The 12,055-nt window shown below is 59.9% G+C and carries 10 protein-coding genes; 5 read left to right on the top strand and 5 right to left on the bottom strand.

Going from position 1 to position 12,055, the window contains the following annotated elements:
* Positions 1–561, top strand: a complete 561-nt coding sequence (locus tag HU739_RS09340) for a glutathione peroxidase (protein ID WP_186551013.1) — start codon at positions 1–3, stop codon at positions 559–561.
* A gap of 199 nt (positions 562–760) precedes the next feature.
* Here the strand turns inward: HU739_RS09340 and HU739_RS09335 are convergent, their stop codons facing one another.
* The 3 genes from HU739_RS09335 to HU739_RS09325 form a co-directional block, all read right to left on the bottom strand.
* The gene (locus HU739_RS09335) at positions 761–2,032 is read right to left on the bottom strand and encodes an OmpP1/FadL family transporter (protein WP_186551012.1); all 1,272 of its coding nucleotides are present in this window, start codon (positions 2,030–2,032) and stop codon (positions 761–763) included.
* A 146-nt stretch (positions 2,033–2,178) separates the two neighbouring features.
* Positions 2,179–2,661: a hypothetical protein gene (locus HU739_RS09330; protein WP_186551011.1), complete on the bottom strand. Its 483-nt coding sequence runs from the start codon at positions 2,659–2,661 to the stop codon at positions 2,179–2,181.
* Between the two features lie 273 nt (positions 2,662–2,934).
* Entirely contained in the window at positions 2,935–3,159 is a 225-nt protein-coding gene (locus tag HU739_RS09325; RefSeq protein ID WP_064586664.1) for a hypothetical protein, read from the bottom strand.
* Positions 3,160–4,121: 962 nt separating this feature from the next.
* On the opposite strand from HU739_RS09325, the gene HU739_RS09320 reads away from it, so the two are divergent.
* Both HU739_RS09320 and rmuC read left to right on the top strand, forming a co-directional pair.
* Positions 4,122–4,445, top strand: coding sequence for an SEL1-like repeat protein (locus HU739_RS09320; protein WP_186551010.1), 324 nt, complete (start codon positions 4,122–4,124; stop codon positions 4,443–4,445).
* Positions 4,446–4,620: 175 nt separating this feature from the next.
* A complete protein-coding gene (gene rmuC / locus HU739_RS09315; RefSeq protein ID WP_186551065.1) occupies positions 4,621–5,985 on the top strand; it encodes a DNA recombination protein RmuC in 1,365 nt (454 codons plus the stop codon).
* A gap of 94 nt (positions 5,986–6,079) precedes the next feature.
* Here the strand turns inward: rmuC and HU739_RS09310 are convergent, their stop codons facing one another.
* Both HU739_RS09310 and HU739_RS09305 read right to left on the bottom strand, forming a co-directional pair.
* A complete protein-coding gene (locus HU739_RS09310; RefSeq protein WP_186551009.1) occupies positions 6,080–9,550 on the bottom strand; it encodes a hybrid sensor histidine kinase/response regulator in 3,471 nt (1,156 codons plus the stop codon).
* Between the two features lie 224 nt (positions 9,551–9,774).
* Complete coding sequence (locus tag HU739_RS09305) at positions 9,775–10,317, bottom strand: TetR/AcrR family transcriptional regulator (RefSeq protein WP_186551008.1); 543 nt, start codon at positions 10,315–10,317, stop codon at positions 9,775–9,777.
* A 103-nt stretch (positions 10,318–10,420) separates the two neighbouring features.
* On the opposite strand from HU739_RS09305, the gene HU739_RS09300 reads away from it, so the two are divergent.
* Positions 10,421–11,608, top strand: a complete 1,188-nt coding sequence (locus HU739_RS09300) for an MFS transporter (protein ID WP_186551064.1) — start codon at positions 10,421–10,423, stop codon at positions 11,606–11,608.
* Between the two features lie 49 nt (positions 11,609–11,657).
* The gene (locus tag HU739_RS09295) at positions 11,658–11,969 is read left to right on the top strand and encodes a cupin domain-containing protein (RefSeq protein ID WP_186551007.1); all 312 of its coding nucleotides are present in this window, start codon (positions 11,658–11,660) and stop codon (positions 11,967–11,969) included.
* Positions 11,970–12,055: the final 86 nt, after the last annotated feature.

The raw sequence follows: 12,055 nt of genomic DNA, 5'->3' as shown, positions 1-12,055 counted from the left end.
ATGCTGAAGCGCTGGTGTGCTGTTCCCGCGTTGCTGATGACGTTGACTGGCTTGGCCGGGGCTGCGGATTGTCCGGACCTGCTGCAAGGTTCGCTGCCCAAGCTGCGGGCCAAGGAATCCATCGACCTGTGTCAGCGCTACGCCGACAAACCGCTGGTGGTCATCAATACGGCGAGCTTCTGCGGGTTCGCTCCGCAATTCGAAGGGCTTGAGGCGCTCAATCAGCGCTACAAGGCGCAAGGGCTGGAGATGCTTGGCGTCCCGTCCGACGATTTCAAGCAGGAGTCCAAGGACAGTGCCGAAACCGCCAAGGTCTGTTATGCCAACTATGGCGTGACGTTCAACATGACCGAGCCACAGAAGGTCCGCGGTGATGGCGCCACGCATCTGTTCAAGGTGCTGGCCGAGCAGAGCAGTGCGCCGAAGTGGAACTTCTACAAATACGTGGTCGATCGTCAGGGCAACGTCATCGCCAACTTTTCCAGCCTGACCAAGCCGGATGATCCGGAGTTTATTGCGGCGATCGAAAAGGCCATCGCTTCAAAGCCGCTGAAGCCTTGATTCACTCTGTACCCTGTGGGAGCGAGCCTGCTCGCGAATGCGGTCTCTCATTCGGAGTATGAGTCGGCTGATCCATCGCTTTCGCGAGCAAGCTCGCTCCCACAATGGCTTGGCGTAGTGCCGGAAACCAAAAAAGCCCCGCCTCTGCAAAGAGAGCGGGGCTTTTTTATGGGCGAGGGGTTGGCCTCGCCTTGCAGCATCAGAAGCGGTAGGTCGCGCCGACACCGAAACCGTTTGCCGAGTTTTCATACTTGGACTCGTAGCTTTGGCCACGATTGTTCTCGTTGCGGATGTTGACCGATTCTTCCTTCAAGTACGAATAAGCGACGTCGATGGTCAGGTCTTCGGTCGGACTCCAGCCGGCACCAACACTGAAGATGGTGCGGTCGCCGGTAGGAATGCGTGGCGAGCGATCTTCGTTATTGGTCGGCGACTGGTCGAACGTCAGGCCGGTACGCAGTACCCATTCCTTGTTCAACTGATACGACGTACCCACGGCGTAAGCCCAAGTGTCATGCCAGTTCTGATCTTCGTTGATCGAGCCGAACTGACCGGCCAGCAGTGGCTGCACGCCGGAGTTCTTGACGGTGATCTTGTCCAGCTGGCTCCAGCGCGTCCAGGTGGTACCGGCGTAGACGTTCCAGCGATCGTTGATCGCCTGGGTAACCGACAGGTCGACGGATTCAGGCGTGGTGATCTTCAACGAAGCGTCGTATTTCTGGTTGGCGCCCAGGCCTGCCAGCGCCAGTGCGCCGTACTTGACCTTGGTGTCGCCTTCGAGCTTGTAATCGACTTTGGAGTGGTAGGTCAGGCCCACGCGGGTGGTGTCGGTGGCTTGTACCAGCACGCCGATGTTGTAGCCCAGCGCGGTGTCGTCACCCTTGATCTTGACCTTGCCGTCCGGCAGCGCCTGGGTGATCGATAGGTTCGATTCCAGAGAGCCGTCGATGCGGTTGATGGTCGGACCGAAACCGATCGACACCTTGTCGTTGAAGGCGTAGCTGACGGTTGGCTGGAAAGTGATGACCTGGACTTCGGACTTGCTGCCGAAGTAACGGCCGGCAAAGCCGTTTTCGTAATCGGTGATCAGGCCGAATGGCACGTAGACGCCCAGGCCGAATGCCCAGTGATCGTCGATTGGCTTGACGTAGAAGCCCATCGGTACGGCGGTGAGGGGCACCATGTCGCCTTTATTGCTGCCGCCGTTCGGGCTGGAGCTGCCGTTGCTGATATCGGTATGAGCATCGACAAAAGCGACGCCGCCGGTGACTTGTTCGCGCTTGAGGCGCGACATACCGGCAGGGTTGCCATAAACAGTGCTTGCGTCGTCGGCAGCAGAAGATCGCCCGGCAAAACCAGTCCCCATCCCGCTAATGCTTTGTTCGTTGAGGGCAAAACCCGCCGCGAAAATCTGGGTGGATGCCATGGCAACGGCGAGGCTAAGGGTGGTTTTGAGCATTACTTTTTTCATTATTAGAACTCCTGGTGATCACCGGGGCGAAAATTACCAACATTTTCGTCCCAGCGCTATAGCCTGTATGCCTTGAGTTAGAGCGGTTTTGTAGGACAATCCGACCAAAATGCCGACCTGTTGCGAGAACTTGTGGAACCGCTCGGTCAACAAGCGACCTGATTCAGCGGTGAAACACAGGTCTGCCAGGCGTCGGTGAAATCGCGTAGACGACCCTGAGGCTGGAATGTCTGGCGCCAGATACGCGCCATGCCCAGTAAATCGTTCGGGTCGGGGAGGGTGGGGGCTTGCTCTTCGATCAATAGCCAGGCGATGGCAGTGGCGTAACGCAGATTGACGGTCAGTTCCAGGTGCGGCCCGCTGAGGAATGCGTGCTGGCTGGCCAGGCCACGCACCAGGCTGGCGCGCTCCGGATCGAGCGCCAGGTAATCGTCCCAAAGCATTTGGTGGCGCTGCTCGGCGATGCGGTACAGGCCGTGCCCGCGCCGGTCATGCAGTGCGGAGCCGAGGGCGGACTGGCTGGCGGCGATACCCAACAGCAGGGATTCGGCGGTTGCACAGTGGCGTCCCAGGTAGATCAAGGTAGGACGGATCACGTAGCGGCACAGTTCGCTGGCAGCGATACCCATAAAACCCTCGGATCTTGTAATGGGGGCGAGTCCTGAAAGGGGGCTTGGCAGCGGTGGATCGGCTCAGGCTCGCCACAAGCGGATCAAGCCGCTCGAGTTGAAGTGTAGTGTCATATTCAGGGTGTAAAGGACTGTTTTTAAAATATTTCCGGCTCTGAGTTTTAACCGTTATATCCAATGATGCTTAACGGCGAAGCGGTAAAAGCGAAACATCAGGCAATAAAAAGCCCCGCATTGTGTGCGGGGCTTTGGCTTTTGCAGCGCGTTCGGCTATCAGGCAACCAGTGCCTGGCGCGTACGGTCGATCACGGCCTGCAGCGGTTCGGCACTGGAGTATTGATCGGGGTACAAGCGCTCGCTGTGACGAGCGATCCCGTGTTCATTGACCACGGTGAAGCTGAAGCAGCCTTTGCGAGCGGCCATGATCAGGCAGTTCATTGGGGCAAAAGCGTTGGTTAGGGTGCGAATGGCATCCTGAGTGTGGATTTGAGTAGACATAGTTATTAGGTGTTCCTACAAATGACACGGATAAGAACCGTGCAACGTTAAAACGTTCCAGTAACGTCGATCACCATTGATCGAACGAAGAACCCGACTGGAACAAAGCAGCCAGTTTGAAGCGCTGATAAGTGGGCGCGCTTGGGCTGGCAGGTAGGTACTTAGGAGGACAGGCATCACAACAAGGGCAAAGGTTCTGGGCCCGGGGTGAAGATCCTGATCAATTTGCAGGTTGGTTCGGTCAGAGTAAACGGTCTTCGCAACACCCTTTGCATTCGATCAAAGGCTGTGTCGTCGCAAGATTTACCTGGAAACCATCGAGGGGTCGTTCCCGCTCTTTTCGGCAGAGGCTTCGATAACGAAGGTTTACCGTGGGGATGTGTTCGACCAGAATTGACTTTCAGCTTGGTACTAACGCCGCGGATAGTAACGGATCGAATGATGCAAAGCAAATGCCTCGCAAAAAAACTTCCCGTGCGCCGGTTGGGACAGCTTGCCGGCAGGCCGGATCGCTTATGTCGGGTCAGTTTTCTTCGCCGTTTGTCGGCGCAACGTGCTTGCTCTCAAGGTGATTAGGCCGGTTTATCCCCGGTAGGCTGCCAGACTGGCCCGAAAAAGCGCACCGATATAACCGGGCAGCAGGTACTTGTGCACATCAGTGGCGCGGACTGTCACCGCACTGTCATATCAATCCTGACCCTGACGGCTGCCTGTATCAAAAGTTTAAGTCAATGAAAAACATCGCTTTTTTTTGTTGGTGAAAAAATCGTCAGTTTGACTGCGAGGCCCATTCCATAAGGCTTTGCGAGGGTTGCAAGGCGGTTGTCCACTGAGTTATCCACAGCTTCTGTGGATTGTCCCGAGCGCTTGCTCTAGCACGGGCGTGCCGACTGATGTTTCGACTTTACCTGTAAGAAAAAGAGAGTAGAGTGGCGCGCCTTCCGATCTGCCCCAAGTGCTTTATGAAGTTTCGCTCAGTATCAGACTCTGTTACCTCAGAACCTCCTCGTGTTACCTCCCCCAAGCGTTTTTCCGTGCGTGTGGCCGAATGGTTGCTCGACAGCCCGCGTCTGGGCGATAGCCGTAATGCCAAACACCTTGCCGGGCGTTTGCTTAAGCAGCCTGCGCGTGAGGGCGTCGTCGTTGCGCAGAGCCGTCTGGGCCAGTTGATGTGTCGCGAGTGCGGCAATGCCCGCGACCGGCGCATCGGCCAGGACCTGTTGCGCCAGGCCGCCCGCGCCGGCGACGTGCGTGCGCAACAGGAACTGGGCCTGATTGAAGACTGAGCTGTCCAAGCTCTGACACCTTGGTTAACCTTCAAGCTTTATCGGATCGGCAGGAGTCGCTATGGCTATGGACTTGACCAGCGTGTTGCTGGGGCTTGCAGGCGCAGGGTTGCCGCTGTTGGTGCTGGCCTGGCAGTTGCAGCGCCGCGCGCGGGATGGCCAGGCCGACATCGCTGTGCTTGAAGAGCGGCTGGCCATGGCGCAGTTGGCTCAGGATGGTCTCAACGCTCAGTTGGAAGCCAGTCGTGACGAGATCGCTGACCTCAGCCAGGCCAATACCCTCAAACAGGCTGACCTGGCGGCCCTGCGTCGTGAAGTCGAGTTACTGCAAATCGAGCGCGATGACGCTCGCGATGCGTCCCATGCCTGGAACCTTGAGCGTGCCAGCAAGGAAGCCGAGCTGCGGCGTCTTGATGCGCAGGCCGCCTCGCTGAGCGCCGAACTGCGTGAGCAGCAGGACAGCCATCAGCAACGCCTCAGTGACCTGCAAGGCTCGCGTGACGAGCTGCGTGCGCAGTTCGCCGAACTGGCCGGGAAGATCTTCGATGAACGCGAACAACGCTTTGCCGAGACCAGCCAACAGCGTCTCGGCCAACTGCTTGATCCGTTGAAAGAGCGCATTCAGTCTTTCGAAAAACGCGTGGAAGAAAGTTATCAGGCCGAAGCCCGCGAACGCTTTTCCCTGGCCAAGGAGCTGGAGCGTTTGCAGGCGCTCAACCTGCGCCTGAGCGATGAGGCGACCAACCTGACTCGCGCACTGAAGGGGCAGAAGACCCAAGGCAACTGGGGCGAGCTGATTCTGGAGCGAGTGCTTGAACACGCTGGCCTGGAGAAGGGGCGCGAATATCAGACCCAGGTCAATCTCAAGGGACCGGACGGCGAGCGCTTCCAGCCTGACGTGATTATTTATCTGCCCGGTGACAAGCAGGTGGTGGTCGACTCCAAAGTCAGTCTGACGGCCTATCAGCAATACGTCGCTGCGGACGATGACAGTCTTGGACAGATCGCGATCAAGCAGCACGTGCTGTCCTTGCGCAATCACGTCAAAGGCTTGGCCGGCAAGGATTACAAGCGTCTTGACGGTCTGCACAGCCTCGATTTCGTTTTGCTGTTCGTGCCCATCGAGGCGGCGTTTTCCGCAGCCTTGCAGGCCGAACCGACGCTGTTTCAGGAAGCCTTCGACCGTAACATCGTGATTGTCAGCCCAACGACGTTGCTGGCGACATTGCGCGTGATCGACAGCCTGTGGAAGCAGGAGCGGCAAAGCCAGAACGCGCGGGAAATCGCCGAGCGTGCCGGCTGGCTTTACGACAAGTTCGTGCTGTTCATTCAGGATCTCGACGAGGTTGGCAATCGCCTGCAACAACTGGACAAGGCTTACAGCTCAGCGCGCAACAAGCTGACCGAAGGACGCGGCAACCTGGTCAGCCGCAGCGAACAACTCAAATTGCTCGGGGCGCGGGCGAGCAAGAGCTTGCCGGCGGATTTGCTCGAGCGGGCGATGACTGATGTTGATGGGTTGGTTGAATTGCCTGAGTAACGGCAAAGGCTTCGCGAGCAGGCTCGCTCCCACAGGGGCACGCATTTCAATGTGGGAGCGAGCCTGCTCGCGAAGGCGTCAGCGAAATCGCCACCTACAGCGGCAAATACCGACTCAATAACGCCCGCAACGCCGCCGGCTTTACCGGCTTGGCCAGATAATCCAGTCCCGCCGCATGTACCTGCGCGACCGTCTCCGGGCGTCCATCGGCGCTGATCACCACGCCCGGCACCGGCTCGCCCAAGGTAGTGCGCAGCCAGGCCATCAGCTCGGTGCCGGTGTCGCCATGATCCAGGTGGTAATCGACCAGCGCCAGTTGTGGCCGCATCCCCTCATTCAACAGCGCCGCGCATTCTTCACGGTTGCGCGCGGTCCAGACCTGGCAGCCCCAGCGGCTCAACAGGCTGTGCATGCCGATCAGAATGCTGTCTTCATTGTCGATGCACAGCACCTGCGCGCCGCTCAATAACGTGCCATTCAACTCCACCACCGCGCTGGCGGCTGGCGTTTGGGTACGAGCCAGCGGCACCGTCACACTGAATACGCTGCCGCGCCCCGGCCACGAGCGCACGCGCAAGGTATGACCGAGCACACGGCACAAGCCATCGGCGATCGCCAACCCGAGTCCAAGGCCTTTTTCGGCGCGGGTCTGATGGCTGTCGAGGCGTTTGAATTCCTCGAAAATCACCTGCTGCTTGTCCTCTGGGATACCCGGCCCGCGATCCCAGACCTCAAGGCTTAACGCTGAACCGTGTCGACGTACACCCAGCAAAACCGGACCCTTGGCATAGCGGAAAGCGTTGGTGAGGAAATTCTGCAAAATCCGCCGCAGCAGTTTGATGTCGCTGTCGACGCGCAAGTGCGTGCCACGCACGCGGAATGTCAGGCGTTGTTCTTGCGCCAGTGCCTTGAACTCGGCGCCGAGAATGTCGAACAACTCGTTTACGGCAAACGGCTTGCGATCAGGATTGATCTTGCCGTTCTCCAGGCGCGAGATGTCCAGCAGATCGCTGATCAGGTCCTCGGCTGAACGCAGTGAGCTGTCGAGGTGCTGCACCAGTTTCTGCGCCTCGCTGCTCAGGCCTTCAGCCTGATGGGAAAGGGCGGCCGAGAACAGGCGCGCAGCGTTCAATGGCTGCATCAGATCGTGGCTGACGGCGGCAAGGAAGCGGGTCTTCGACTGGTTGGCGGATTCGGCCGTGCCTTTGGCTTCGGTCAGCGCGACGTTGAGCTGCGACAGTTCCTGGGTGCGTTCGCTGACCCGCTGCTCCAGCCCCTCGTTGGCCTCGGTCAGCGCCTGTTCGGCTTCGCGGAACGCGGTGATGTCGGTGAAACTCATGACGAAGCCGCCGCCGGGCATCGGGTTGCCGATCAGCTCGATCACCCGGCCATTGGGGAACAGGCGCTCGGAGGTGTGCGCCCGGCCCTGGCGCATCCAGTGCAGACGCCGCGCGACGTGGACCTCGGCTTCACCGGGGCCGCATAAACCGCGCTCGGCGTTGTAGCGAATGATGTCAGCAATCGGTCGCCCGACGCTGATCAAACCATCGGGGTAATTGAACAATTCCAGATAACGGCGGTTCCAGGCCACCAGCTTCAGCGATTGGTCGACCACGCTGATGCCCTGGGTGATGTTCTCGATGGCGCCTTGCAGCAGCGCGCGGTTGAACTGCAACACTTCCGAGGCTTCGTCGGCGATGCGCACGACGTCCTCCAGTTGCATTTCCCGGCCTTCGATGGCGGCTTTTACGACAGCGCGTGTCGAAGAGGCGCCAAGCACACCGGCGAGCAGACGTTCGGTATGGGCAATCCATTCATCGTCAGCGTTCTGGTTCGGGTTGAAGCCTTTGCCCTGGCGGTAGGCGAAACGGATGAAGCTCTGTCGCGCCCGTTCTTCACCCACGAAGCGTGCCGCCAGTTGCAGCAAGTCATCGATCTGCACGGCCAGCATCGAGCGGGCGCTGGGACGGGCGCTGATTTCCTGACCGATAAAACGCCCGGCCTGCCAGTGCTCGGAAACCCGCGTGCGCGACAGCACCGAGACCCAGGCAAACAGCGTGAAGTTGCCCGCCAGCGACAGCACCACGCCTTGGGTCAGCGGCGTGATCGGCAGGTTCAGCGGGTTGCTGTGCAGCCACGCCAGCCCTGGAAAACTGTTAAGCGACCAGCCGAGGCTGTGCGCGGCGATCGGCAGAATCAGCGTGTAGAACCACAGGAACGTCCCCGCCGCGAGACCGGCAAACACGCCCCGGCGATTGGCCTGTTTCCAGTACAGCGCGCCGAGCATGGCCGGTGCCAATTGAGTCACGGCGGCAAAGGCAATCTGGCCGATGGTTGCCAGGCTCGCGGTCGATCCCAGCAAGCGGTAACTGACGTAGGCCAGCAGCAGAATGACCACAATGCTCACGCGGCGCACCGACAGCATCCACTGACGGAACACCTCGAACGGCCGCTCGGCGTTGTTGCGGCGCAGCAACCACGGCAACAGCATGTCGTTGGAGACCATGGTCGACAGTGCCACGCTGGCGACGATCACCATGCCGGTTGCCGCCGAAGCGCCGCCGATGAAGGCGAGCATCGCCAGCGCCGGATGCGCCTGCGCCAGCGGCAGGCTGATCACAAACGAATCGGGCAGCACATCGTCGGGCAGCATCATTTGACCGGCGAGGGCGATCGGTACGACAAACAATGCCGCCAGGGCGAGGTAAGCGGGAAACACCCATTTGGCCAGGCGCAGATCCTGTGGGTCGATGTTCTCGACCACCGTGACATGGAACTGCCGCGGCAGACAGATGATCGCCATCATCGCCACGCCGGTCTGCACCACCATCGACGGCCAGTTGATGGTTTCTTTCCAGTACTCCTCCAGGCGCGGTGCGAGCATGGCCTGATTGAACAGGTCATCGAAACCGTCATAGAGGCCATACGTCACGAAAGCGCCGACGGCGAGAAAGGCGAACAGCTTGACCAGCGACTCGAAGGCAATCGCCAGCACCATGCCGCGGTGGTGCTCGGTGGCGTCCAGGTTGCGGGTGCCGAAGACGATCGTGAACAGCGCCAGCACCAGCGAAACGATCAGCGCGGTGTCCTGGGCGCGGGTGCCCATGGCGTCAGCCCCGGCGCCAATCAACAGATTTACACCAAGGACGATGCCTTTGAGTTGCAGGGCAATGTAGGGCAGGACGCCGACCAGACAGATGAGCGCGACGACCACCGCCAGCGATTGCGACTTGCCATAGCGCGCGGCGATGAAGTCGGCGATGGAGGTGATGTTCTCTTGTTTGCTGATCATCACCATTTTTTGCAGCACCCACGGCGCACCCACCAGCAGCAGGATCGGCCCGAGGTAGATCGGCAGGAACGACCACAACTGCTCAGCCGCCTGGCCCACCGCGCCGAAAAACGTCCAGCTGGTGCAGTAGACCGCCAGCGACAGGCTATACACCCACGCGCGCACGCGCGGCGGCAACGGCGTGCTGCGGCGGTCGCCGTAGAAGGCGATGGCGAACATAATGGCCATATAGGCCAGGGCGACGACGGCGATCAGCCCGGTGGACAACGACATGCAGCACTCCCGACAAAAGACTCCCCCGGCACTCCTGCCCGGGCGGACAGTCTCGCATGAGCGCGGCGGTTAGTCAGTGTCGACCAAGGTCGTGGCGTGGCGGGGTGTCGCAGGAGTAAAGGCGGGTGGTTTTTGCGGTGGCCGGTCGGGCCTCTTCGCGAGCAGGCTCACTCCTACAAAGGGGACGCATTCCAAATGTAGGAGTGAGCCTGCTCGCGATAGCGTCAGTCCAGACGCAGCGCAATATCGATCAGCCGATGCAACTCATCCACCTCCAGCGCCGCCGCCGAAAACAGAATCCGGAACACCACCGGCGCCACCACCAGATTGATCAACCGATCGACACTCGGCGCGGCCTCGTGCGGGTGGCGATCAAGGATGGTCTGCAACTGCGCGCCAATAATCGCCACGCAGTACCCCGGCGTAGCGCTCGCCTGCACATCGCGCATCATGTTGCGCCCAGGCTCGGAACTCATTTCGTCGAGGTATTGCTCGGCCCAGGCGCGAATATCGCTGCGCAAACTGCCGGTTTCTGCTGGTTCGCTGTCGGGGCGCATGCGCGCCAGGGCGACGTCAGCCAGCAACGCTGCCAGGTCACCCCAGCGCCGGTAAATCGTCGACGGTGTGACGCCAGCACGCGCAGCGATTTGCGGGACGGTCACCGTCGAGCGCTCCTGTTCCTGCAGCAGCGCGCGGACTGCCGAATGAATCGCATCTTGCACCCGGGCACTGCGGCCACCGGGGCGTAAACCTTCTTTAATAGCCATGTGGCAGACCTTAACACAAAGAATTTGCTTTAAGCGCGGGGCAGTAGCACACTCCGCAAAAGCAAAAAATTAGCTTTTGCGGAGTGTGCCCATGACCAGCCCCTTGAATAATGTCGCTTCCCACCGTGCCAGTCTGTGGTTTCTGGCGATTACCTTACTGAGTTTTCTCGCCGCTTCCACCGCGCCGACGCCGTTGTACCACCTGTATCAGGATCAACTACATTTTTCGCCAGCGGTGCTGACACTGATTTTCGCGGTCTACGCTTTCAGTCTGCTGGCTGCATTGCTGACCGTCGGCTCGCTGTCTGATCACCTGGGGCGCAGGCCGGTGATTTTCACCGCGGTGTTGCTCAATGGGTTGGCCATGTTGCTGTTCATCTATGCCGACAGCGTGGCCTGGTTGATCGGCGCCCGCGTGCTGCAAGGTTTTGCCACCGGCATGGCGACTGCAGTGCTGAGCGCGACGCTGCTCGACACCGATCGCCAGCATGGGCCGTTGATCAACAGTGTCGCGCCGCTACTGGGAATGGCAATCGGCGGCATGGGCTGTGGTTTGCTGGCGGAGTACGCGCCGGCGCCGCTGCAATTGACCTATTGGCTGCTGCTCATACTGTTTGCGGTGCAGGGCGCCTATGTCTGGCGCTTGCCGGAGCACGTTACCCGGCAGGGCGGGGCATGGGCATCGTTGCGGCCGACCTTGCATGTGCCGGTGCAGGCACGTTCGACCTTGTGGCGAATCCTGCCGCTGAACACCGCAACCTGGGCGCTCGGTGGTTTTTACGCATCGCTGGCACCTTCACTGGTGCGCACCGCCACGGGGTCCACCTCCAATCTGATCGGCGGTGCGACTGTCGCGGCATTGACCGTGACCGGGGCGTTGATGATCTTCACGATGCGCAATCGCCCGGCGACTCAAGCGTTGCGTCTGGGGACACTGCTGCTGCCGCTCGGTCTGGGGTTGATTCTGTTCGGCGTGCACAGCGCCAGTCTATCGCTGTTTTTTCTCGGCACACTGGTCGCCGGTTGCGGTTTCGGCTCGGGCTTTCTTGGCGCGGTGCGCAGCGTTGTGCCGCTGGCCTTGCCCCATGAGCGAGCCGGGATGATGTCGGCTTATTACGTACTGAGTTATCTGGCGTTCTGTTTGCCAGCCTTGCTCGCCGGGCACCTGACCCGCAGCTATGGCTTGCTGGCAACCACTGATGGCTATGGGGCGGTACTGATTGTTTTGGCGCTGGGGGCAGCGGTGCTCAGTTTGCGCGCACCTGCTGTCAAGGTGTGCAGCGCTCCTTAAGCGCAGCCGTTTGGGTTAGCCTTGGCTGACTTCTTTCCGGGATCGGCACATGAAGATTATCCGCAGCAAAACCTTTACCGCCGAACGCGCCTGGGGCGCGCTGGACATTGCCAGCATGAACGGCATCACCACGCGCTTGCACTGGACGGATCAGCCCTACAAATGGCACGTCAATGACGGCGAGGAAGTCTTCGTGGTGCTCGATGGCCAAGTGCAAATGCGCTACCGCGAAGAGGGTGAAGAAAAGCACGTGCTGCTGGAGGTAGGCGACATTTTCTACGCCTCGGTGGGCACCGAGCATGTCGCCCATCCTCAAGGGGCGGCGCGGATTCTGGTCATCGAAAGCGCAGGCAGCGTCTGAATGCTTATTGGTAGAACAGATAACAGTTAGAGATATTACCCGTTATATAGATATTCTATTCGGTTCTACCATGGACTCAACCTCAC

Source organism: Pseudomonas hamedanensis, from assembly GCF_014268595.2.
GTDB lineage: Bacteria > Pseudomonadota > Gammaproteobacteria > Pseudomonadales > Pseudomonadaceae > Aquipseudomonas > Aquipseudomonas hamedanensis.
The sequence above is the reverse complement of the archived record's forward strand: the minus strand, read 5'-3'. Positions and strand labels throughout refer to the sequence as shown.